The 25,067-nt window shown below is 35.5% G+C and carries 26 protein-coding genes and 1 pseudogene; 12 read left to right on the top strand and 15 right to left on the bottom strand.

Annotated features, from left to right (window positions below; translation table 11 throughout):
- Positions 1–53: 53 nt before the first annotated feature.
- Positions 54–440 (bottom strand): annotated as a pseudogene (locus tag ACODS7_RS17820) (MupG family TIM beta-alpha barrel fold protein); the annotation flags it as partial.
- A gap of 319 nt (positions 441–759) precedes the next feature.
- Here ACODS7_RS17820 and ACODS7_RS17825 point away from each other — a divergent pair.
- On the top strand, positions 760–1,962 hold the full coding sequence (locus ACODS7_RS17825) for an MFS transporter (protein ID WP_016082758.1): 1,203 nt from the start codon (positions 760–762) through the stop codon (positions 1,960–1,962).
- 350 nt (positions 1,963–2,312) lie between these two features.
- A complete protein-coding gene (locus ACODS7_RS17830; protein WP_243168725.1) occupies positions 2,313–3,968 on the top strand; it encodes a Na/Pi cotransporter family protein in 1,656 nt (551 codons plus the stop codon).
- A gap of 34 nt (positions 3,969–4,002) precedes the next feature.
- Here ACODS7_RS17830 and ACODS7_RS17835 read toward each other — a convergent pair whose 3' ends face one another.
- The gene (locus tag ACODS7_RS17835) at positions 4,003–5,088 is read right to left on the bottom strand and encodes a YhdH/YhfP family quinone oxidoreductase (protein ID WP_243168726.1); all 1,086 of its coding nucleotides are present in this window, start codon (positions 5,086–5,088) and stop codon (positions 4,003–4,005) included.
- Between the two features lie 227 nt (positions 5,089–5,315).
- Here ACODS7_RS17835 and ACODS7_RS17840 point away from each other — a divergent pair, with 227 nt between their 5' ends.
- Together ACODS7_RS17840 and ACODS7_RS17845 are read left to right on the top strand one after the other, a co-directional pair.
- A complete protein-coding gene (locus ACODS7_RS17840; protein ID WP_016082761.1) occupies positions 5,316–6,515 on the top strand; it encodes an LCP family protein in 1,200 nt (399 codons plus the stop codon).
- Positions 6,516–6,663: 148 nt separating this feature from the next.
- Positions 6,664–7,104, top strand: coding sequence for a hypothetical protein (locus ACODS7_RS17845; protein ID WP_000642361.1), 441 nt, complete (start codon positions 6,664–6,666; stop codon positions 7,102–7,104).
- 69 nt (positions 7,105–7,173) lie between these two features.
- Here the strand turns inward: ACODS7_RS17845 and ACODS7_RS17850 are convergent, their stop codons facing one another.
- From ACODS7_RS17850 to ACODS7_RS17910, 13 genes are all read right to left on the bottom strand, one after another.
- The gene (locus tag ACODS7_RS17850) at positions 7,174–7,938 is read right to left on the bottom strand and encodes a sulfite exporter TauE/SafE family protein (protein WP_000060742.1); all 765 of its coding nucleotides are present in this window, start codon (positions 7,936–7,938) and stop codon (positions 7,174–7,176) included.
- A 33-nt stretch (positions 7,939–7,971) separates the two neighbouring features.
- On the bottom strand, positions 7,972–8,451 hold the full coding sequence (locus ACODS7_RS17855) for a DsrE/DsrF/DrsH-like family protein (protein WP_000437741.1): 480 nt from the start codon (positions 8,449–8,451) through the stop codon (positions 7,972–7,974).
- A 73-nt stretch (positions 8,452–8,524) separates the two neighbouring features.
- Complete coding sequence (locus ACODS7_RS17860) at positions 8,525–8,821, bottom strand: rhodanese-like domain-containing protein (RefSeq protein WP_029441681.1); 297 nt, start codon at positions 8,819–8,821, stop codon at positions 8,525–8,527.
- 13 nt (positions 8,822–8,834) lie between these two features.
- Positions 8,835–9,194 (bottom strand): rhodanese-like domain-containing protein, encoded by a 360-nt coding sequence (locus ACODS7_RS17865; RefSeq protein WP_016082763.1) that lies wholly within the window; start codon positions 9,192–9,194, stop codon positions 8,835–8,837.
- 37 nt (positions 9,195–9,231) lie between these two features.
- Entirely contained in the window at positions 9,232–9,462 is a 231-nt protein-coding gene (locus ACODS7_RS17870) for a sulfurtransferase TusA family protein (protein WP_048564414.1), read from the bottom strand.
- A gap of 22 nt (positions 9,463–9,484) precedes the next feature.
- A complete protein-coding gene (locus tag ACODS7_RS17875) occupies positions 9,485–10,621 on the bottom strand; it encodes an MBL fold metallo-hydrolase (RefSeq protein ID WP_016082765.1) in 1,137 nt (378 codons plus the stop codon).
- A gap of 38 nt (positions 10,622–10,659) precedes the next feature.
- Entirely contained in the window at positions 10,660–11,220 is a 561-nt protein-coding gene (locus tag ACODS7_RS17880) for a sulfurtransferase TusA family protein (protein WP_016082766.1), read from the bottom strand.
- Positions 11,221–11,326: 106 nt separating this feature from the next.
- Positions 11,327–11,590 (bottom strand): metal-sensitive transcriptional regulator, encoded by a 264-nt coding sequence (locus ACODS7_RS17885; RefSeq protein ID WP_000456206.1) that lies wholly within the window; start codon positions 11,588–11,590, stop codon positions 11,327–11,329.
- Between the two features lie 184 nt (positions 11,591–11,774).
- Positions 11,775–13,439 carry a CoA-disulfide reductase gene (gene cdr, locus ACODS7_RS17890; RefSeq protein ID WP_048564413.1) on the bottom strand — a complete coding sequence of 555 codons (1,665 nt, stop codon included), beginning with the start codon at positions 13,437–13,439 and terminating at the stop codon, positions 11,775–11,777.
- Between the two features lie 364 nt (positions 13,440–13,803).
- Positions 13,804–14,772, bottom strand: a complete 969-nt coding sequence (locus ACODS7_RS17895) for a trypsin-like serine peptidase (protein ID WP_048564412.1) — start codon at positions 14,770–14,772, stop codon at positions 13,804–13,806.
- Positions 14,773–14,946: 174 nt separating this feature from the next.
- Positions 14,947–16,218, bottom strand: coding sequence for a neutral/alkaline non-lysosomal ceramidase N-terminal domain-containing protein (locus tag ACODS7_RS17900; protein ID WP_048564411.1), 1,272 nt, complete (start codon positions 16,216–16,218; stop codon positions 14,947–14,949).
- A 107-nt stretch (positions 16,219–16,325) separates the two neighbouring features.
- Positions 16,326–17,744, bottom strand: a complete 1,419-nt coding sequence (gene spoVR / locus ACODS7_RS17905) for a stage V sporulation protein SpoVR (protein WP_048564410.1) — start codon at positions 17,742–17,744, stop codon at positions 16,326–16,328.
- Positions 17,745–17,858: 114 nt separating this feature from the next.
- Complete coding sequence (locus tag ACODS7_RS17910) at positions 17,859–18,419, bottom strand: nitroreductase family protein (protein ID WP_000214819.1); 561 nt, start codon at positions 18,417–18,419, stop codon at positions 17,859–17,861.
- A 238-nt stretch (positions 18,420–18,657) separates the two neighbouring features.
- Between ACODS7_RS17910 and ACODS7_RS17915 the strand changes: the two genes are divergently transcribed.
- The 8 genes from ACODS7_RS17915 (at position 18,658) to ACODS7_RS17950 (ending at position 25,065) form a co-directional block, all read left to right on the top strand.
- Positions 18,658–19,254, top strand: coding sequence for a hypothetical protein (locus ACODS7_RS17915; protein ID WP_243168724.1), 597 nt, complete (start codon positions 18,658–18,660; stop codon positions 19,252–19,254).
- A 124-nt stretch (positions 19,255–19,378) separates the two neighbouring features.
- Positions 19,379–20,884 (top strand): spore germination protein GerYA, encoded by a 1,506-nt coding sequence (gerYA, locus tag ACODS7_RS17920; RefSeq protein WP_029441671.1) that lies wholly within the window; start codon positions 19,379–19,381, stop codon positions 20,882–20,884.
- Positions 20,881–21,963, top strand: a complete 1,083-nt coding sequence (gerYC, locus tag ACODS7_RS17925; RefSeq protein ID WP_029441670.1) for a spore germination protein GerYC — start codon at positions 20,881–20,883, stop codon at positions 21,961–21,963. The genes gerYA and gerYC overlap by 4 nt, the downstream gene beginning before the upstream one ends.
- 12 nt (positions 21,964–21,975) lie before the next feature.
- Entirely contained in the window at positions 21,976–23,085 is a 1,110-nt protein-coding gene (locus ACODS7_RS17930; RefSeq protein ID WP_029441669.1) for a GerAB/ArcD/ProY family transporter, read from the top strand.
- A 45-nt stretch (positions 23,086–23,130) separates the two neighbouring features.
- Positions 23,131–23,643, top strand: coding sequence for a PCYCGC domain-containing protein (locus tag ACODS7_RS17935; RefSeq protein ID WP_000761026.1), 513 nt, complete (start codon positions 23,131–23,133; stop codon positions 23,641–23,643).
- Between the two features lie 120 nt (positions 23,644–23,763).
- Positions 23,764–24,012, top strand: coding sequence for a YhdB family protein (locus ACODS7_RS17940; protein ID WP_001195459.1), 249 nt, complete (start codon positions 23,764–23,766; stop codon positions 24,010–24,012).
- Positions 24,013–24,177: 165 nt separating this feature from the next.
- Positions 24,178–24,597, top strand: a complete 420-nt coding sequence (locus ACODS7_RS17945) for a disulfide formation protein C (protein WP_000532261.1) — start codon at positions 24,178–24,180, stop codon at positions 24,595–24,597.
- 12 nt (positions 24,598–24,609) lie between these two features.
- Positions 24,610–25,065 (top strand): thioredoxin family protein, encoded by a 456-nt coding sequence (locus tag ACODS7_RS17950; protein WP_243168723.1) that lies wholly within the window; start codon positions 24,610–24,612, stop codon positions 25,063–25,065.
- Positions 25,066–25,067: the final 2 nt, after the last annotated feature.

Consider the following 25,067-nt stretch of genomic DNA (forward strand, 5'->3'; position numbering starts at 1 on the left):
TGCTTCAAAGGTTAGGAACTGAACAATTGTTAAAATATTAAACGTAACTTATATACATACTTCGTACCATTACTCATATTAATCTCAATTTTCAAACCATACGGATTATAAGTCATAATTGATTCTTCTAATCCTGAGAAACCAACATCTAAACGAATACCGTACGCACCTAATTCATGGAAGAATGATAAGTCATTATACGAAATACCTAATTGTTCAAAAACAGACGGACTAATATCAACTAATACTTGGAACCCTAATGCATTCGCATGAGATATCGTTTCTTTAAACTCTTCTATAATTTTCTCTTTTTCTCCATCCACAGATAATAAACATGTGAACACACGTGTAAATCCATATTTACTTGCTAATGTTAAATACTCCTTATCTTTCTCTACTGTTGAATGTTCTGGATAAATAGAAATACCTAATCGTCTCATATGTACACGCCTCTTTCTTCATCATATTGTAAACCTTTTCAAATATATGTAGTGAAAAAGTATATATCCCCTTCTTGTTCACTACTCTTTTGAATCCGCTTTCTTTAAAGAAAAAACAATTTCTATCATTCTTAACACCTACAAGTCTATACATCTATACTTTACATCTTTTTTTCATAGTTGTGTAGCTTTTACACAAATTTGTCAGTTTTTCACCTTAAAAATTGTTATCCGTTTTCAAGACACCTTCCTTGACTGTTGCATTGGCCAATACATATACTCGAAAGAAAAGAGAAAATTTTATATAGGGGATGAATATATGGGAGAAGCAATACTCGTAAAACGAGAACCGTTATGGACAAAAGAGTTTGTTGCTTTAATTTTTGCAAACTTATGTATGTTTTTAGGGTTTCAAATGTTAATTCCAACCTTACCTGTTTATGTGAAAGAAATTGGTGGCACAAGTTCCAATATCGGATTGGTTGTCGGCATGTTTACCGTCGCGGCACTTTTTGTTAGACCGCTAACTGGGAACGCCTTGCAAAAATTCAATAAAAAAATCATTTTAATGATCGGTACTGCTATTTGTTTACTCGCTATGGGCAGTTACCTTTTCGCCTCAACAATCTTTCTCTTGCTTGCTGTTCGTATTTTACACGGAGCTGGTTTCGGTATTACAACGACTACATATGGGACTGTTGTTTCTGATTTAATTCCCTCAGCTCGCCGCGGAGAAGGCATGGGATATTTTGGCCTTTCTGGAACAATTGCAATGGCCCTCGGTCCACTTATCGGACTATGGCTTATGCAAACATATAACTTCACAATTCTTTTTTTATGTGCATTATCGTGCACAATTGTTTCATTAATATTAACGAAACTACTTCAAATCCAAAAAACGAAACAGCCTCCACAACAATCATCTAGTACTTTTCTCGATGGATTTATTGAGCGTAAAGCTTTACTTCCTTCATTATTAATATTATGTATTACATTAATGTACGGAGGAATCGGAAGTTTTATCACACTATTTGCTACAGAAGTCGGCATAGCTGATATTAGCCTCTTCTTTTTATGTAACGCACTAGCAATCGCTGTGACTCGTCCATTCTCTGGAAAGCTATATGATGCGAAAGGCCATACATTCGTCATCATTCCAGGAGTTATTATAACGTTTACAGGTATTATTTTATTATCGTATACGACGACAATTCCGAGCTTAATTATTGCTGCTGCATGTTACGGAAGTGGTTTTGGCGCGATCCAACCTGCACTACAAGCATGGATGATTGACCGCGTAGCACCGCATCGACGCGGCGTAGCAACGGCTACATTCTTCTCCGCATTTGACCTTGGAATCGGCGCTGGAGCAATTATATTTGGATTTATTGCTCATTTTACCAACTATGCAACTGTATATCGTTACTCCTCTCTATTACTTATTGCTTTTCTCTTCATTTACATTACAAGCATAAGAAAACAAAAGCATGGCGATACAAATACGGAAAAAGCTGCTGGATAAATCAGTAGCTTTTTTATCGTATTAAAAAATTGTTTTCCCTCGTTTTGCTGTTATAAAACTACATGCATTTTCCTACATATTTTTTTAACTTTCATCAAAAAATATACGATGAACTCGCAGAGGCTTTCCTTGATATTCAACTGAACAATATTATTCTAAAAAGTGTGATTTCTTTACAAAATTAAGATTTATACAAGATGAAAACCAATAAAATACAGCTGTTTCTTTAAGGGTTTGTAAACTTTTCTTTCCTTTGTAAATTTAGTGTAAATTTTACTAACAAACCGTTTACAGTGACTCAAGGTTCAGTTAATAATTACATCGTACATGAAATTTAAGGAGTGGAATGCGTGGAATATAATGTTCAAGATATGATCTTCCAGTTCATTGGTGGATTAGGTATTTTCTTATTCGGGATTAAATACATGGGCGATGGACTGCAACAAGCAGCTGGAGATCGTCTTCGTGATATTCTAGATCGTTTTACAACAAACCCACTTATGGGTGTACTAGCAGGTATGTTAGTTACTGTATTAATCCAATCAAGTTCAGGAACAACCGCTTTAACAGTCGGACTTGTAAGTGCCGGATTTATGACATTAAGACAAGCAATCGGTGTTATTATGGGTGCAAACATCGGTACGACAGTTACTGCATTTATTATCGGAATTAAAATCGGAGAATACGCTCTCCCAATTATGGCAGTTGGAGCTATCTTATTATTCTTCTTTAAAAATAAAAAAGTACATTCTTTAGGTCAAGTTATATTCGGTTTTGGTATGTTATTCTTCGGTTTAGAGTTAATGAGCACAGGTATGAAGCCTCTTCGCTCTTTAGAATCGTTCCAAGAATTAACAGTTAGCATGAGTGATAATCCAATTTTAGGTATTGTTGTTGGTACAGTCTTTACGTTAATTGTACAAAGTTCAAGTGCAACTATCGGTATTTTACAAGAACTATTCGGTCAAGGTGCAATCGATTTACAAGCTGCTCTTCCTGTATTATTCGGTGATAACATCGGTACGACAATTACAGCAGTATTAGCAGCTATCGGTACTTCAATTGCAGCGAGACGTGCAGCATTAGTTCACGTTATCTTTAATATCGTCGGTACGATCATCTTTACAATTTTATTAATACCTTTTACAAATTTAATTCAATACTTCCAAACGTCATTAAATTTAAACCCAGAAATGACAATCGCATTTGCACATGGAACGTTTAACGTAACAAATACTATTATTCAATTCCCGTTCATTGCAGTGTTAGCATGGATTGTAACAAAAATCATTCGTGGTGAGGATGCAGCTATCGACTTCAAACCACAACATTTAAATCCAATCTTTATTGAACAATCTCCAGCCATCGCTTTAACTGAAGCTCAAAAAGAGATTATCCGTATGGCTGAGTTCTCATTACATGGATTAAAAGAAGCAAATCAATTTTTAAATACACAAGACAAAAAACACGCAAACATGGCTACTCAATTAGAAGGAGCTATTAACAATTTAGATAAAAAAATTACCGAGTATTTAGTTTTACTATCAGAAAAGCCACTTTCACCTACGGATTCTGAAAAACATTCTGTTTTAGCAGGTGTTGTTGGGGATATTGAACGTGTCGGCGATCATGTAGAAAACCTTGTAGAACTTGTAGATTTCCAAATTTCAAACCGTGTTTCACTATCAGACGAAGCATTAGCTGAGTTAAACGAAATGCTTGAATTAACAATTTCAACACTGCAAGACTCAGTTGAAGCTTTAACAAACTTCGATACTGAACTAGCTCAAACTGTTATTGCAAAAGAACGCAAAATCGACCAAATGGAACGTGTTCTTCGTAAACGTCACGTATTACGTCTAAACGAACGCAGCTGTTCAGGTGATGCAAGTATCATCTTCGTCGATATGGTAAGTAACTTAGAGCGCATTGGCGATCACGCTGTAAATATCGCTGACGGTGTTTTAGGCGAACAAGGTAAAATCAATTTAAAACAATCATTATAATAAGAAAGAGACGCTAACTTAAGCGTCTCTTTTCTTATTTCATATTTATAACAGTTCTTCCTTTTAACTTTCCTTGCAATATAAGTGTAAACTTCTTCTCTAACTCTTCTAATGTACATTCTTCTGTATAAGATAGTAACTCTTTATTTCCCCATTCATTCGCTAAAAGCATCCACACATCTCTTCTTACATCCACTGGGCATTGCACGGAATCTATCCCTAAAAGACTAATACCTCTCAAAATAAACGGATATACCGTTGTATGTAATTCCTGGCCTGCCACATTACCGCATGTCGTTACACACCCACCATACTTTACTGTTTTTAAAGCTGTTTCTAACATATGTCCACCTACAGTATCGATAACTCCGGCGTATAGCCCTTTTAACATCGGTCTTCCTGATTCATCATTCAATTCCGCGCGATGAATCACTTTTTTCGCTCCTAGACGTAGTAGCATCTGTTCCTCTTCCATTTTCCCTGTCGCTCCTACTACGTTAAACCCTAACTTACTTAATATACTAACAGCTACACTCCCTACGCCGCCTGTAGCACCCGTTACTAAAACATCTCCCATACTAGGCTTGATTCCTGCTCCAATAAGCTTATATACCGACAAAGCAGCAGTAAAACCTGCTGTCCCATACATCATACTTTCTTTTAATGACATTCCTTCTGGTAAAGGCACGACCCAAGATGATGGGACGCGAATATATTCTCCGAAACCACCAGAGGTATTCATACCTAAGTCATATCCCGTTACAATAACTTGATCTCCTACCTTAAAGGAGTTATCTTCACTACTCACAACTTCTCCTGCGGCATCAATTCCTGGCGTATGAGGATATGTTCTCGTAACACCTTTATTACCAGTAGCTGAAAGGGCATCTTTATAATTTAATGAAGAATAATGAACTTGTATGAATACGTCTCCCTCAGGTAAACTACTTACTTCTCTCTCAACAACTTTTCTTACAAACTGATGATTTTCCGTTTCGTTCACAACGATTGCTCGGAATGATGTATGATTCATTATGCTCTCTCCTTTATCCGTCAAATTCTTCTTTATTATATAGAAGAAATAAGTAAGCTTACTCATTTCTTCTTGGCTATATTTCAACAAATCTTACTTCCCTATCGCTTTCTCATAATATATATTTTCATTTCTACTAATAGCCCTTATACTTATTCTACATCTACAAAATAATATATAGAAAATCTGACTTTTTATAAATAAATTGAATTTTTACGAAATGTAAATGATTTGTAATGTTTTTTTTCGCTAAATTTCATTATAATAAGTGGATATGAGTGTCGTATTTCAATCCAAATGAAGGAGTACAGGAAATGGAGCAAAACCCATCTTTGCAAGAAAATACACGCAGTAAACCGAAAAAAAATAAGAAAAAAATAAAAATTATTATAAGCGCTATACTATTCGTTTTATTAATAGGCGGCGGTTATACTTGGTTTTTAGTAAATAAAGCATCTTCTGCTGTTCGAAATGCCGCACACGATTTAGCACGCGGTGATAAATCAGATTTACGAGATAAAGCTGTAAAACCTATTACAAATAACGTCTCTGTTTTAATAATGGGTGTTGATGAAAGCGATGTCCGAGGAAAAGAATATGGTGAAGCTATAAGAACAGATGCGCTTTTACTTGCAACATTTAATAAAGATAGCAAAACTGTTAAACTATTAAGTATCCCACGTGACACATATACTTATATTCCAATAGAAAAGAAAAAAGATAAAATTACACACGCTCATGCATTCGGTTCTGCTAAAAACGGGAAAAATGGTGGACCACAAGCAAGCATTGATGCAGTTGAAAAATTAATGAATGTTCCTGTCGATTACTTTGTAAAATTTAACTTTAAATCATTTATAAAAATCGTCGATGACTTGGGCGGTGTTGAAGTTGATGTACCAGTTGAATTTACTGAGCAAGATAGCAATGATAATGCTGAGGCAATTCACCTAGAAAAAGGTGTTCAAAAGTTAAATGGCGAAGAAGCTCTTGCTCTTGCTAGAACAAGACACATCGATAGTGATGCAATGCGTGGACAACGTCAACAACTCGTTATCGAAGCTATTTTAAAGAAACTAACAAATGCTGGTTCTGTAACAAAAGTTGGCAACATCATTGATGATATTAACGGACAATTTGTTACAAACTTAACATTTGATGATATGCTTTCATTCTATAAGTACGGATCGGATTCGGAAATTGAGAAATTACAAATCCAAGGTGATGATTGCTATATGGCAAAAGGTGACGATACATGTAGCAAATCTGCTGGTGGTGGTCGAACTTACTACTACAATCCAGATAAAAAAGAATTAGCTAATGTTACAAATGAACTTCGTACTCATCTTGGGCTACCTGCATATACAAAGTCTGACTCAGACTCTGATTCGAAAAAGACAAAAGAATCTAAGTCTGAAAATTCAAGTGAACGCGAATCAAGTAACAATGAAGTGAAAAATAAGAACAAAAATAGCAGTGAAGATACAGAAACATCATCTAATGACAATGAATAATATAGAAGCGGTTCTCTATGGAGGTAGAGAACCGCTTCTTTTTATTCTTCTAAATACAAAAATCAGAACTTTCTAACTATCTTTTTTAATATTTTTAAATTATAATAAATAGTAGCAATCTATTCCAATTATCAGGGGGCTCATACATATGAAAGCTGCAGTAAAACATAACATCTCAGATTTTAAAGACTACTTAAAATCCAACGATATATACATGGAAGAAAATATAGATGAAAATGATGGCTCTGTTCATTTTTCAGTAGGATTAGAGACAGAAGCTGGCGCAAAAATTCAACTTATCGCTGCTTTCCAAAACGAACATCCTACGGTGGATATATACTGCTTCAATGTTGCTCACGTGCCTGATGCAACATCAACAAATGATATTTTACATGTCATTAATGAATTAAACACATCTTATCGCTTTGCAAAATTCACATTAAACAAGCAAAATGCAATTGATATTTCAGCATCTCTTGCATTCTCAGAACCAAACTTTAATCCAGCACTTGTCTTTGAACATACGAGAATGCTATATAAATTAGCAAATGACGAATATAAAAACTTAATGAAAGTTATTTGGGCATAAAGTGAAACTATAATCCGTGGGGTTTACAGGCAATAAATAAAAGGATGGGCTGCAAGCAGCACCATCCTTTTATTTCGATATCATATCAATCCACATTTTAACAGCAGTTCCTACAATTAAAGTGGACAATACATATTGCAGTACTTTTTGATTTAGCCTCTTCCCGACTCGTGCTCCAAGTGGCGCAGCAAATATACTTGCAACCGCAATAATTAGAGCTGGAATGATAACTACTTGCCCAGTAATCACTTTTCCGGTAGTAATCCCTATTGAGGAAATAAACGTAATAGCGATAGATGTTGCGATCGTCATGCGCAGTGGTAATTTTAAAATAACTAGCATAATGGGAACTAAAAGGAACGAACCTCCAGCTCCTATAATGCCTGAAGCTCCCCCTACAACGAACGCTAACAAGCTTGCTAACCATTTATTATACTTCACATCTCCACTATTATTTTGTTTCGGTACAAACATCATAATAGCTGCAATTGTAGCTAATGCTGCATAAACAACATTAACTGTATGTTCCTCTAATATGTTAGCACCGAAACTCCCTATGAAGCTTCCTATTAATATACTAGCTCCCATATACATAACTAATGTTTTATTCATGTCATTACTTTTCCGGTATGCCCACGCGCCTGCAAAAGTTGCAAAGAATACTTGTACCGCTGTAATACCGCTCACTTCATGTGACGTATAGCCAGTAAATCCTAGCAATACTGGAATGTATAAGATCATCGGATAATTAATAATCGCGCCACCAATCCCAACCATTCCTGATATAAACGATCCTATAAACCCAATTATAAAAAGTAATACGACTAAGCTCATCTTACATCCCCCGCCTTCTAAAAAGAAGGTGATTTAAATGAATAAGTTTACATTCCCATCCGAAGCATCTGCTAAATATGCCCCTACACCTGCAAACTCTACCCCTTCCATAATCTCTTCCTCTTTTAACCCTAATAAATCTACTGTCATTTGACAAGCTACAAGTTTAATTCCTTGTTCTTTCGCCAAATCAATTAAATCTGGCAAAGGCATTGCGTTATGTTTTTTCATAATGCCTTTAATCATCTTCGGCCCCATGCCAGCAAAATTCATTTTGGATAATCCCATCTTATCAGCACCGCGTGGCATCATTTTTCCAAATACTTTTTCTATAAATGTTTTCTTTACATTCACATGCTCATCTTTCCTTAAAGCATTTAATCCCCAAAAAGTATGAAAAATAGTTACCTCTTGATCATACGCCGCTGCACCATTTGCAATAATATAAGCAGCCATTGCTTTATCGTAATCTCCGCTAAATAAAACGATTGTCGTTTTTTTCTGCTGTTCCATGTTGTTCCTCCTCTAAATTACCTATAGGGGTATTTAATTGTTTATAAAAAGGCTCAAATCTTTTATCTCTATGCTATATGACTTTACCTTCCCAAGCTAACATACCACCTACCATATTGATCGCTTGAAAACCGTAACCTTCTAAAAATTGAACGGCTCTTGCACTTCTCGCGCCAGAGCGACACACGATAATATATTCTTTCTTTTTATCCAACTCATGCATACGAAACTCTAATAGCCTTAGTGGAATATTACATGCTTCTTGAATTCCCCCTTCAGCTACTTCTTCTACTTCACGGACATCTACGATATTTACTGCTTCTTTACTTAACAATTTTTCTTCTAATTCTTTTGCTGTCATTTCTTTCATTTTAAAGTCCTCCTCACAAACCATTCATACCACCTGAAACGTTTATTACTTGCTGAAATCCTAGTTTTTTCAACATCTTTGCAGCTTGCTTACTTCTCATTCCACTTTGGCAAATAACGATTACTTCCTTATTTTTATCTAACTGACTTGCTCTACTAGCTAACTCATTTAACGGGATATTCTGAAATCCTTTCATATGATTTCCTCTATATTCACCTACTGTACGGACATCAATAAAGTACTTCCCCTTTTTCCCCACTATACTTTTTAATTCTTTTCCATTTATATTTTGAACACCTTTCACTGGTAAAAAGCGCGAAATAACAAACCATGTAGCAAGTACAATGAAAAGCGTACTTAATATTGTGTTCATATAACTCCCCCTCTACATTTATAAAATTATTTCTTTACTACGCCTTCTTAATCCAAAACTTTAGTACATCGCTTTCTTCTACATGCTTTACAATTTCATGACCAGTTTTGTTTGCCCACGCTGGAATATCCTTAATTGACCCTTTATCCGTTACATGTACTTCTAACACTTCGCCCGATTGTAAAGTATCCATCGCTCTTTTCGTTCTTACAATCGGCATCGGACATGCTAAATCCTTCGCATCTAATACTTGGTTTATATTCATCATTAATTCCTCCAATTTGTTATTTTTATAATGACTCATGCACTGCACAACGATTTGGGCCAATCTCCATTTCACGCTCTTCTTCCACACTCGGATGAATTTTCCCCATATTCGTTTGACGAATTTCTTCATATGCATTTGGCTGAGGTGGTAAATTCTCTGTCACAGTTTTACGAAACTCCACTTCATCAGCAATATTTAATCCTACATTCTCTTTAAATAGATATTGTAAGCTCGCACTCACAACGCCTCTTTCATCCATTTCACTTATTTTTGAATAATGAGCTGGTAAAACAATTAAATCTTGAGACAGTTCCTTATACAGTGTATATAACGTATTTCTTAAATCACTCACCCAATCTTCAGCCTTACCAGCAAGATCAGGACGCCCAATTGAATCTACAAATAAAATATCGCCTGATAATAAATAAGAATCATCTACAATGAATGACGTACTTCCAATCGTATGCCCTGGTGAGTATAATGCGTCAATTACAATTTTAGTACCCCCCACCGTAATAACAGATCCTTCAACAAGCGGTTCGTATGAGAAAACGACTTCCTCTGCATCTTTTGGCGGTAACCAATACGTACCACCTACCTTTTCAGCTAACTTACGTCCTCCGGAAATATGGTCTGCATGTAAATGTGTATCCATTACATTCGTAATCGTAACGCCATGCTCTTTCGCAAACTCCTCATATGCTTCAACCGTTCTTACTGCATCAATAACTGCTGCTTCACCGTTAGAAACAACCATATAAGATAAACAGCCTTTTCCTAGGCGGTTAAACTGATACATACTTCCGCCATTTTTTAAATCTCCAACTTTTATAGGCTTTACATATTCACTCCAAGCTTTCATGCCACCAGCTAAATAATAAATATTTTGTAATCCAAACTCTATTAACTGCTCTGCCACAAATATAGAAGACCCTTCTTTTGCACATACTACTAAAACATCTTTATCTTTAGGTAATTCACTTACAATATGATCTACACCATCTAACAAGTCAAAGTAAGGTTTATTAATAGAAGAAACTTGTTTCCCTTCTATTTTCCAATCTTCATAATCCGCCTCATTACGAACATCTAAAATAAATAACTCTCCGAATAACACTTTCTCTGCAACATCTTTTGCTTGTAACGGTTTAACATTCATCTTATTACCCCCGTAGGTATATTTTCGTTCAAAAAAATTTACTTCTCTATATTCCCTTGCCACTCTACCATACCTGGAATAACATTTTTCACATTTAAATAACCTTTCTCATTCAACATTTGGCAAGCTATATCACTGCGATTACCAGTTCGGCAAATAACATAAATTTGCTTCGTCTCATCTAACACTGCGCTGTCTAATTCACCTAATGGTACCGAAATGGCGGATGGAATATGGCCAAAAGCAAATTCCGCTGCTTCGCGAACATCTAATACAATGCTCTCTTCCCCATGAGACAATATAGACTGTAATTCTGCATTCGTAATTGTATGAGGATATTTCACAATTTCATTCACTTCATGCTCGTTTGCTTTCCTAACATAATGCACCAATACATCACCCTCGTGTTTCGTCCCGATATATTGATGTCCTACTTTACCCGCCCAACTTTTTATATCTACCGTAGATCCTTTATCTGTTGCCTTAACTTCAATCACCTGCCCTGGTGCTAACCCTTCTATCGCCTTCTTCGTTTTCACAATAGGCATCGGACAAGCCAAACCTTTACAATCTAAACTCATATCCACTTTTATACTCATAATCGATTCCTCCACAATTCATATACATATACATATACATATACATATACCTGTATGGGTATATTAAAACGTTTTTGAAAATCTGTCAACACTTATGTTTGACAGATTATCGGCTTTTTACAAGTAATTGAACAGCTTCTTTAATTAACTCTTCATTTGAACCATTACCACTTTCAAACTGTTCACGCAAACATTGCTCTAAATTCGTTCCAACAACGAGCCCAATTGTACGATCAAGGGCAGAACGAGATGCCGTTAACTGTGTAATAACCTCTCGGCAATCTTTTCCTTCTTCCATCATACGAAGCACACCACGAACTTGACCTTCAATACGTTTCAATCTATTTTTCATATCTTGATTATATTCCATTCTATAATCACCTCATTACCATTATGTCACCATTTATAACCTATGACAATATATTATACCCTATAGGGTATTTTGTAAACCCCTATTTTTAATTTTTGTCTTATATGTTCGCAAACCAAAAAATAAAACCTTAATCTATAGATTTTCATCTTCCACTAAATCTTGAAGTAGAAGATGAAAAATATCAATATACAACACGTTCTGGCAATACTGTCCTATACAACTTAAAACCACCATCTACATTCTTCACCTTATATCCCTTTTCCATTAACATACGCGCTGCAACATACCCTCTCATACCAAGTTGGCAAGTGATATATATTTCTTTGTCCATTGGTACTTCATCCAATCGATCACGTAATTCATCTAACGGAATATTAATAGAGCCTTTAATCATTCCCTGTTTTAGTTCATTAGGTTCTCGAACATCAATAAGGTACCCACCATTTTCAACAATGTGATCTATTTCATGCCATTGCACTGTGTCCACAAAACCATCTACTATATTACTTGCAGCATACCCCACCATGTTTACTGGATCTTTTGCAGAAGAATACGGCGGGGCATATGATAATTCTAAATCTGGTAAATCGATTACAGTTAAATTTGCCTTCATTGCCGTTGCAATAACATCGATACGCTTATCTACTCCATCACGCCCTAAAGCCTGTGCTCCGTAAATTTTTCCGCTTTCTTTATTAAAGATTAATTTTATTAGCACTGGCGTAGCATTCGGATAGTATCCCGCATGAGAATTTGCCTGTACATGTACTACCTCATAGGGTATATTTAATCGTTTTAATATTTTCTCATTTACTCCAGTCGAAGCAACTGTTAAATCAAAAACTTTAGCCACAGAAGTTCCCATCGTACCTTTATATAAAGACTCCGTATGACCATGAATAATATCTGCTAACATGCGACCTTGACGATTAGCTGGCCACGCTAAAGGAATCATCGTTTCTGTTTCTGTAACAAAATCTTTCACTTCAATCGCATCACCAATTGCATATACATATGGGTCAGATGTTTGAAATTTCTCATTTACCTTTATCGTTCCTCTAACTCCTAATGCTAATCCTGCATCTTTCGCTAAACTACTCTCTGGTTGTACACCAATTGCTAAAATAATCATATCTGTTTTTATAAGTGAGCCACCTTTTAAACGTACAACAGTCCCATTCTCTTCTAACGCATCTACACCATCTTCAAAAACAAGCTCAACATTGTGCACCTTCATATGCTCATGTACATATACTGCCATTTCATAATCGATTGGTGGCATCACTTGATTCGCCATCTCTACAAGAGTAACTTCAATCCCACGTTCTCTTAAATTCTCAACCATTTCCACTCCAATAAATCCACCACCAATAACCGTCGCATGACGTGGTTTCTTCTCATCAATATACGCTTTTATACGATCTGTATCAGGTACATTTCGTAACGTAAACAACGCCTTTGCTTCTTCAATGCCCGGAATAGGTGGAACAATTGGTTTCGCCCCTGGTGAAAGAATCAAAACATCATATTCCTCGTTATATGTTTTACCTGTAGTTACATTCTTTATAGTAATTGTTTTCTCTTCTTTATTAATCTTTACCACTTCACTCAATACACGTATATCTAAATTAAAACGCTTTGACATCCTTTCAACAGTTTGTACTAATAATTTTTGTCTTTCTGTAATGACACCGCCAATATAATATGGCAATCCACAGTTTGCAAATGAAATGTATTCACCGCGTTCAACCATAATAATTTCATCTTCCTCACTTAAACGACGAAGCCTTGCAGCTACTGATGCCCCGCCGGCAACTCCGCCTACTACAACTATTTTTCTGGACATATTTTAAACCTCCATACTATTTAATTTTCTCATGTACCACAAAAACCTATACCTGTATGGGTATATGATAGAGTATAAAAAATTTAATTTCAATCAATATGTCTTTCTTTCACAAATTTGAAACAAAAAAAGAACTTAGATATTTCCAAGTTCTTTTTCATATAGCTCTGTTCTATAACTTTCTTTACTATTACATCAATACCTAAAGATGGTGTAGTATGAGGGCATACTTGTTTTAGATAACTGAACTACACCTACATTTAAATTTCCAAACTCAATAGTTTCACTTGAAGTTAAATATATTTCGCTTAAAATTCTTAAATACCAAAGTCTAAGAAAATGAATCCAAATGGATTTACTATATTTATTCAGACCATCTTTTAATATTATTAAACACATTGTCTGTTATCCGATTTCCAAAATTCATATTTTTATTCCCTCTTGTATGAATGGCTATTATTTTGATACCTGTATCAAAATAATGATATACAGGTGATCCACTTTGCCCTTCATAAGTATCAATCTTGTATGTTAGTCTGCTAGGATTACCATCTTCAATTGGACCATAATCTCTCCACATTGTGTAACGTTCATTTCCTATTTTATCAGCTGGATATCCAGGAATCACCGCAAGTAAACCTTTTGGTGATTCTACATAGGTAGTTCCATATCCAAACCAACCTGTATAATCTCCTGGAGACCCATTTAATTTAATCGTTCCATAATCATAATTTGAATTTTCGTTATCAGTCCATCCACTTACCGAGTAAAGTTTTGTTCCTTTATAAGGTAAATACGGTGCTTGTCCTCCATTACGTCCTGGAGTTACAATAACATTTGTTGCCCATCCACCAATTTCTTTATTGTAAATACAATGTCCAGCTGTCAGCACTATATCTTTACTAATTAGTGCTCCTGTACATCCATAAATTTCTCCACTATTATACTGAGTTGCTATATGGACTACGGCACTATACGGATATGAAGTTGTATCATTAACCCGTATTCGATCATCTATTCCTATAACAGAATAGGTAAGAATGTTAGGTGAATAATTTAACTTCGTATTTTCTAAGAAGGCTCCCCAATCTTCCCTACCATGTTTACGCCCTTCAAATGAAGGCGAAACAAGATCTTCTTCCCTTTGATCATTACTATACAAAGATTGTTCTTGAAAAAGTACACGTTCTCCCTCATTTGAAACTGATGTCCACGGTACATCTTCTGCATACACCTTTTGATTCACCAAAAATACTATACAAAAAAAGATAAAAAGAACACCAAAACTATAAAGAGCCAACCTACATCTTATAGAAATAAAGCTATACACCATAACTTACCTCCTATACAAATGATAGCGAACAATTGAAGATCCCTTTATAAATTCTAGTTTTTCTTTTTTTAAAAGTCAACGTAATTAATAATGATAATCATTATTAATTACGTTGACTTAACAAAATCACACAATTAGTCACATTCTTTACTCTGCGTTCAAAATTCTGTCTCATTAAAGTTTCACCTTATTACATAAATCCATAACCTTCTTCACAATCAACTCCGCAGTATTCTCTCCCGGTGGCATTAACAAATTTGTAACTGTTCCATACACAATAGGACTTAATTCTACTTCATATCCGCCATATGCATATTCGTCTTTTGTGGGTAAATAACCAAGATATCCGTTCATATATCCACCAAAGAAAACTAATTCATTTTGAAGGATTTCTTTCATTTCTAGGGCAGTTTCTGAAAATGGTTCCATCGGTATGCCAGAGAAAATCCCATCATTAACTTGAAACAGTTGCACTTCTAAATCAATACTTAACCGCCGAATACCTTGCCTATATTTCTCTAAAACGATAGTAAGCCATTCGTCCGTATTCACGCCCCACTGCTTCTCAGCTAATCGAGCCATGCTTCGTATCTCATCAATTTCAGGAATATCATTCAACTTCATTTGCATCATACTCGAAACTGTCCTTAGTTTTACAATTGGACTATATGTAACTGTTGGTAACATCGTTAATACATGTCCACTAAGTATGTAAGCCATTTGTTTTAACGCTTCCCTTGAACCGCGATATTTCGCATTCACATTTCCAGCGGCACCTTGCACGATAATAACAGGGCAGTTCACTATCTGCTCTAGAATCTCTCTCGTCATTCCAGGATAATCCGCTGATAATTCATCACTATCACCTTTTAAAACATTCGGATGCGCAGTACAAAATACTAAAACCCCAGATAACTCCTTCGTTTCAGCATCTCTTATTGCTAACATACCAATTCGTTTATCTACAACACCATCTATATTTGTTCCCATCTTCGCTTTTCCATCAGATGTTCTCTCTCTTCGGTTTATCCCAATATCACCTTTCGTAACACCCCAGCCAACTTCACATCGCTTTAAGTGGTTATTCGCAGTCACAGCACCATGCACTACATTATTTACTAAAATCGTTTTATACGACTTTACTAAAGGATGATCACCGACTGTTTCCGGCCCAGAGTGTGTATGTGTATAAACAACAGTTATTCGCTCAACTGGCACATGAACCTCACTCGCTACTCGTTCACGAATCATATTCGTATCTTCTACTAACATACCGATATTATCAATACTTATAAACACAGTCTTCATTTCATCTTTTTCAAATACAAACACTGTCCCGTAAATACGTTCTTCAACATTATTTATGCCTGTCTCTCTATGATATCCGACAAAATCAATACCTACAGGCGGCGTAATATCAATCTTACATACCCCTATTTTGCTCATTTGGATCACTCCATTTCTCTATGTAACTCCCTTTTTTCAAGAATAGCATATTTTTCCTATTTCAAATAAAAAAGAACGGACACAGTATCCTATGTCCGTTCTTCCCCTCACACATACTTCCGATGCACCATCTTCCCATCATAAGAAAACACAACGCCCTTACTCTCCACGATGGACTCCATATGCACCGTTCTTCCCCATAGCTGATGAAGATATGGTAATACTTTTTCTAAGTATTTTAAATCGAGTTCGATTCCTTCATAACTATGTTTAATGTATAATTCTCCGTTCTTTAAGTAGTCTCCATCTTCTACTACTAAGTACGGGAACCCACCATTTGTCCGCATATTTACGAGTTGATCACGCACATTTTCCCATTCTTTATCTATTACTTTATATTCTTTTCCTTGGCGCTGGAATAAGTACATATCTTCTCGCATAACAAGATCTTTATTTAAGTAGTTTCTTAGGAACGATACGTCCCATTCAATTTCGCGTACTTCAAACATTTTATCACGGCCAGATCCTGGTTTTACGCCTCGTCGCTTCATTTCTTCAGTCGGATTGTTGTACCGTTCTTCAATATCTTCAAACATTTTAATACCGAGGTAGTATGGATTAATACTTGTTTTTGATGGCTGTACAACACCTGCATTTAATTTCGCAAATTCAATTGCTTCATCAGATGTTAAGTCCATTTCACGAAGTATGCGTTGATGCCAGTAGGACGCCCAGCCTTCGTTCATGATTTTCGTTTCAAGCTGCGGCCAAAAATATAACATTTCTTCGCGCATCATCGTTAATATATCACGCTGCCAATCTTCTAACTCACGGCTATATTCTTCAATAAAGAGAAGTAAATCTTTCTCTGGTTGTGGTGGGATTTTCTTCTTTTTACGCACATTAGAACGTTCCTGCTTTTTATTGCGATTATCTAAATTCCATAAATCATCGTATTGCGAAACCTTTTTCTTTTCTACTTCGTCCTCTTCTAAATCATCAATACTCCATGCGAGCTTCGGACGCATAAGCGACGGATCAATATGCTCTTGAATGGCAAGTACGGCATCTAAAAATGTTTCTACCTCTGCTTTTCCGTACTTATGCTCATACGCTTTCACACGGTCCGCTGTTGCCGCCATACTCTCTACCATATCTCGCTTCGTATTTGAAAAACGAATATTATTTTTGAAGAAATCACAGTGTGCTAAAACGTGCGCGACAATTAATTTGTTTTGAATTAAAGAGTTCGTATCTAATAAAAAGGCGTAACATGGATCAGAGTTAATAACGAGTTCGTATATTTTACTAAGTCCCAAATCGTATTGTAATTTCATTCTGAAAAATTGTTTTCCAAAACTCCAATGTGAAAACCTTGTCGGCATCCCATATGCACCAAATGTATAAATAATTTCCGCTGGACATATTTCATAACGCATCGGATAAAAATCAAGCCCAAATCCAGTCGCAATTTCCGTAATTTCCGCAATCGCATATTGCAGTGCTTTATCGTCACTCGCTCTCATTATTTTCCCTCCTTACACTTTCCCTTAAGAAAGTGTATGATGAAAAACAAGCTTTCATGAGGATTGATTGCATAATAAAAAGACACCCCCGCAAAAACGAGAATGTCTCATCTATTAACCTTCAATAATCTCCATCTTCTCCGTAATCGGAGTACGAGCTTTTCCTTCTGGCGCTTTATCGAAATAGCCGATATGAAGAATTCCAACGATACGTTGTCCTCTTGTTAAACCGATTCCTTCTATAAATAATGGATTGTAGTTTAATCCGCCTGATTTCCAAACGCAACCTAATCCGCGTTCCCAAGCAAGAAGTTGGAAGTTTTGCATAAATGCACATGTTGCAGCGTAATCTTCATCACGTTGAATTTGACGCGGATCTTCATTTATATATACAACGATTTGTGCAGGCGTGCTTAAGAAACGATCTGATAAAATTTTACCGCGTTTCGCTCTTTCTTCTTCTGTGAAAGAGTTTAATACTGCATCTACTAATTTCTTGCGGCCTTCTCCGATGTATAGTTTACAATTCCATGGTTCACGGTGCTTATGATTTGGTGCCCATGTTGCATCGTTTAATAGTTCAATTAATAAATCTTTTTCTACTGCTTTGTCTGTAAATGTACGAACAGAGCGCCTTTCTTTAATCACATTAGCGATGGAAGTATATGTAGTCATATTTATCTCTCCCTTATTTTTATCTATATGTATAAGTTTATCTTCAGTATTGATATTGATTTTCAATTTCGATTATACCTTAGTTTTTTACTATTAATCAATGTTTTATGTTGGAAAACTTCTAAAAACATCATTCCATGCTGTGAATAAAAAAACTTAACTTGTTCACAAGTATTTCACATTTTATGGAAATGATATGTGTACAGTTTTCCACACTATCCATCTAGGAGGAGTTTACATGTACAAAAAAATCGCGGTAAGTATGACTATGGCAGCATTATTATGCGGAGCAATTATCTTCCCCGCTTCTGCTACCACACCGAAAGAAGTAACAATGCATCACCATAAACCAATTTTAGAAGAAGAAATGCAGTCGCTAGAAAAGCTCGGTTATAACAAACATGAAATTTGGAAAGCTGCTCATATTGCAAGAATTAGTAATAAAGAAATAAAAGACGTTTTAGCTTACTATAAGCAAAATAAATCTTGGGAGAAAACAGCCGAGCATTTCGGTGTAGATCCAAGTAAGCTGAAAAAACATCATATGAATAAAGAAACAAAACAAGCACTACTACAACAGTTGGCAACTATGCAAAAATCCACACCGGATCAGTTAAAGCAAAAAATGAAAGAATATAACATCAAATTGCGTCATCTTACTGTGTTAACAATCATCTCTCAAAAAAGCAATACCCCTCTTGATGATGTATTAAAAATGAAAAAAGACGGAATGGACATTAAACAAATTGCCGAAAAATTAAATGTAAAAAGAGAAGATATACGAGCGGAAATGATGAAATTAGTGAAGTCTATTAAAGAGACGAAAACAAATTAACACGCCAAAAAGGAAGAGGTATTCACTACTCTTCCTTTTCTTTATAAACTTTTAATTTTTAAGTATAAATTCCCGTCTTTCCCAAAAACTAACACAAGTAAATGATATATTAGGGGGTGCAAAAATGTTTCGTTTAACATCAAAAAAGAAAAAACAAACCGTCTGTTCTGTCCCAGAGTTTATTCATGCTATGAAAGAATCCAGCGACTTTTCTTCTTCTAACGTTATAGAAGATGGGACATTATGTTTGTTTTATTATAAATCGACAGTAGAATCACTTATTATTAAACGATTCATTTTAGCACCTATAAAAGATAAATTGGACGAGATCCAACATATTGATGATATCTTAAATATTGTATCTATTGAAGACATCATCATCTCTCCTTCCATTGATGATATTCGTGAAAAATTATTAGGTGGATACGTATTATTACAGCTAAAAAAAGGTTCAGAGCAAGAAGCTTATGCACTTCTACGCGCTGAAAGTACCGTTTTAGGAACTCGTTTAGTAAATGACACGGAAAATGAATATAGTGTTATTGGCCCTAAAGTTGGTTTTGTTGAAAATGTTGATATAAATATACATTTATTACGCCGAAATATCGTAACCGAGCAATTAATCTTCAAAGAAGTTAGCGTTGGTTCTATGTCAAAAACCAAAATCGTAGTTGCTTACATCGAAGGAATTACAAATGAACAGCATATTAACACCGCAATGCAACGGCTACAAGATATTGATTTTGATTACCCTTTCGATGCAACTATGATTGAACAGTTTATTAGTGATAATAGTAACTCTCCCTTCCCTGTTTTACTCCCTACAGAGCGTTTAGATCGCTCCGTTTATGCATTACTTAATGGAGGGGTTGTCATTTTAACCGACGGTTCACCATATGCATTAGCTGGACCAGCAACATTACTCGATTTCTTCGTCTCTCCAGAAGATTATTATTTACCATGGATAGCTGGCTCATTTCTTAGATTAGTTCGCTTTTTCGGAGCAGCATTCTCGCTATTTTCATCAGCTATTTATACAGCTGTATTAACGTATCACTATCAAATGATTCCTGTGGATTTACTAGGTCCGATTATTTTTTCAAGAGCTAATGTACCCTTTCCGCCCATTTTAGAAGCACTTTTTTTAGAAATCACAATCGAATTGCTCCGTGAAGCTGGAGCACGATTACCTACAAAAGTTGGACAAACAATCGGCATCGTTGGCGGGATTGTAATTGGCCAAGCATCTGTTCAAGCTGCTTTAACGAGTAACATTTTATTAATTGCAGTTGCTTTATCAGCACTAGCTTCTTTTACAACACCAACAGTAAAAATGTCTTCTACTATCCGGATATTACGATTCCCTCTCATCATTTTAGCTGGAGCATTTGGTGGTGTAGGTCTTATCGTCGGATTTGTATTCATATTGGCTCATTTAATTCGCTTAAAATCACTTGGATCACCTTATTTATTACCTTTATATCCATTTCGCGGATTAGGTACAGCTGAAGGACTTCTTCGCCTTCCATTTAGTCAAACTGCAGGACGAGCTTCTTTTCTAAGACCGAAAAAGAAATGGCGCTATGATCCAAACAAGGCGAAAGAAAAACGCGACGGTGAAGAAAAATGAAAAATATTTTATTATGCTTTTTCATTATCATTTTAATTTTCCAATCTGGTTGTACAGAAGCAAATATAGTCGATACACAGCGAATAATTCACGTAGGTGGATTCGATATAATGAAAGATAAAAAATTTCGCGGGACAATTTTATATCCAGATTACACAAAAGGAGTACAATCTAAACCAGAAACTCAATCAACTCATGCAGGTACAATTGAAACAATATCTTCCCTTCTAAACGCCAAATCGCCACATACAATCGCTGTAGGTCAAATGCGTGTGGTTCTATTTGGAAAGGCATTTGGTGAACGTGGAATTGGAGATGTTATTAACAACTTACAACGTGATCCTAACATTGGCCGAGATGTGCAACTAGCACTTGTGGATGGTTCGGCAGAAGAATTACTTAAACATGTCAAAACAAACGGATCGCTATATCTATCTGAATTACTGGAACAAAACATAAAAAACGAGACAATCCCTCGGACAGCTTTAAATATTTTTTTATATAACTTCTATTCATCTGGATACGATCCATTTCTGCCTTACATTCAATTATCAGAAGACAAATCTGCTTCCATTAAAGGGCTCGCATTTTTAAAAAAGGATAAAGTGATTATGTATACAGATAAGAAAAGGTCTTTTTTATTTAAATTACTCATTAATCCAACTAAAAATGGGCGTTACGAAGTTCCGATACGTCAAGGTAAACATAAAGGCTTAATCGCGACCCAAAACTTATCTGGAAATAGTGTTTGTTCCCTTTCCGACGCCGGTGACATTCCGAAAGTTTACATTCACCTGAATTTAAATGGACTAATAAAAAATGCTCCCAGTTGGCTTGATTTATCAAAGAGCGAAAATGTAACTTACGTAAAAAGACATGTAGAAAAAAAACTTGAGAAGGATTTAAACGAATTAATACAAACATTCCAAGAAAAAAAAATCGATCCAATTGGGATACGTGAAGAAATTCGTAGTCACTCAAGAAAATGGAGCATGAAACAAATTCAGGACATGTATCCTAACGTAGACGTTGCTGTCAACGTAAAGATTAATGTCGTACAATCTGGTATTGGAGAATAGTGAGGTGCTATCATGACTGGACAAGATAAAACACATACAGTTTCCCCCTATTTCACATTCCTTCTATTACACTCTCTTCAAATTGGAGTCGGTGTACTAGGATACCAAAGGATTATTGCGCAATTTGCCGGTTATGATGCTTGGATTTCTCTTATTATCGCTGGTATTGCAACTCATATCGTGTTATTTTGCATGCTGAAAATGTTAGAAAAGGATAATGATTTAATGAATATCCATACGACATGCTTCGGAAAGTGGATTGGAACATTTTTTTCAGTATGCTTTGCCGCATACCTTTTATTATTTTGCCTTACTGTTCTTCGTACATATATTGAAGTTATTCAAGTTTGGGTCTTTCCTACAATTAAACCGTGGAAATTGACTTTACTATTTTTACTTGTAGCTTATTACATAATTAGAGGCGGTTTTCGTTCTGTAACAGGAATATGTTTTTGGGGCGTTATCATACCGATTTTCGTCCTATTTTTCTTAGTTTTCCCAATGAAATATGCACATGTCCGTAACATTTTCCCAATTCTCACTCATTCACCTTTAGATATTCTAACTGCAGCGAAAGCATCTGCATTAGAATTTCTTGGATTTGAAGCAATTCTTGTTTTTTATCCATTTATTAAAAAAGGAAAATCATTAAATAAATGGGCGCATGGTGGTATTGCCTTTACAACGATTCTATACGTAATACTTGCCATCGTTTCCCTCATGTACTATAGCCAAGGGCAACTACATCATACAATTTGGCCAACATTAACGATGCTAAAAATTATAAAGGTTCCTTTCATCCAAAGGTTTGAGTACATCATTATTTTCATATGGTATCTTATTATTTTACCTAATCTTTGTTTAACCATTTGGTCTTCTTGTTGCATTAGTAAAAGATCTTTTCACATACCGTTTAAAATCACACTTCCATTTTTTATCGCAGCTATTTTTATTTCATCCTTATTTTTCACAAACCGTGAAAGTATCAACACATTAAATACCGTACTATCTCAAGCGGGTTTATATATTGTATACGCTTATATCCCACTTTTATTTCTATTCCATTCGCTAAGATGGCGCTTCAAAAATCAGTCGAAAAAATCTTCAACCGATACACCGTAATCTCTGATACAATTTGATTAATACATTTGTAAAGGGGACAAGCGAATGAAAAAGTATGTATTTTCTTTACTTGCAGTACTAAGCTTAATTCTTGCTGGATGCGGAAGTACTGGTACAAATGACCAAAAATCTTCTGAATCAAAAAAAGAAGAACATGACCACGCATCGCACACTCAGCAAGCTGACATTCAAGAGAAAACAAAAGGAGTCGACACACTTCCGACCTTCCTAGATAAGCTTGATCCACAAATGAAAGATATCTACACCGTCGCTGGACAAAATGCAGAGCTATTAGATTGGATTCCATGCTATTGTGGTTGCGGTGAAAGTGTAGGACATAAAAATAATAAAAACTGCTTTATTCGTGAAATTAAAAAGAATGGTGAAGTTGTTTGGGACTCCCATGCAACGACTTGCGTCAATTGCCTAGAAATCGCAGTTGAATCTGCTTCCATGAAACAAAAAGGAAAATCAACGCTTGAAATTCGTAACTATATCGATAATAAATACAAAGAAGGCTATGGCAAACCAACACCTACACCAATGCCAAAAGCTTAAAAAACGAGGAAACTCCTCGTTTTTTCTTTTCATTCACTTTTTTTCTTAACAAATTCTTTCAAGTGTATTTCTCCTTACTTATCACACACTATATATAACTCTCGGTAAGGAGGGTACACAGTGCAAACATATAACGACTATGATAAAGCTCTCTATTACACGTATTGCTGTAACTGGGATAAATTACTCGTTCTCATGGTTCAAACGAACGATCAATTATTTTCTAAGCGTATTGAGCATTTTTTACACGCTTATCAATACAGTAAAGAACTACCAGAAGTTGATAAACAATTGCAGCTCCTATTTCAATATATTGACCACGCATCCCAAAAGTCGCATGTAGAAGAAGTAGAACAAATTCAAATGTAAACTATAGCGCTATTCTCTTCCGGAGAATGGCGCTTTTTTAAAATATTTATATCAATAAAAGTTTCTCCTTATAAAACTTTTATTGATATAAATATTTTTTCTTTCTTTTCCATACCACTTCATACTATAATTTAGTATGTAACTATTATAAGAGAGGTATAAAATATGGGACGAGAAAAAAAGCAAGAATATGCTTTACTTACCGCATGGGGAGCTTCTTTTATCGCTACACTAGGAAGTCTGTACTTTTCCGAAATCATGAAATTTGAGCCTTGTGTTCTTTGTTGGTATCAACGTATTTTTATGTATCCATTCGTTTTATGGCTCGGTATCGCTGTAGCAAAGAAAGACTATCGCATCGCAAATTATTCTTTACCAATCGCAACTATTGGCGCTTGTATTTCTTTATATCACTATGCAATTCAAAAAGTCGCAGCATTTTCAGCTGCTGGGGCAGCTTGTGGACGTGTACCATGTACGGGAGAATACATAAACTGGTTCGGCTTTGTGACAATCCCGTTTTTAGCACTTATCGGCTTTATTACAATCGCTGTTTGTAGCTTTATTGTCATCAAAAACAAATAAGGAGATGAAAGAATGAAAAAAATGCTTATATTTGGTGGTATTATTATCGCCTTGTTTGCGGCAATTTTCGCTGTAACACAAATGGAAGAAAAAAAAGCTTCAACTAGCCAAAAAATTGATAATGCTACTGATAGTCAAACAGATGGTCCTGACTACTACACAAATAAAATCTCTCTTTCAGATCTTCAAAAGAATTTAAAAGAGAAAAAAGAAGAAACAGTATATTTTTATCAAACATCTTGCGTTCATTGCCAAAAATTATCTCCTGTCGTAGTGCCAATGGCTAAAGACTTAAACGTTGATATGAAAGTTATGGATATTGAAAAATTAGATGCTCCTTGGGATGAATATAAAATTCAAGGTACACCAACAATCATTCATTTTAAAGATGGCGAAGAAGTGAGCCGTATTAGTGGTGAACAGCCGAAAGACAAATTAAAAGAATGGCTTGAGCAAACGAAAAAGTAATA

Source organism: Bacillus sp. FG16 (genome assembly GCF_057809515.1).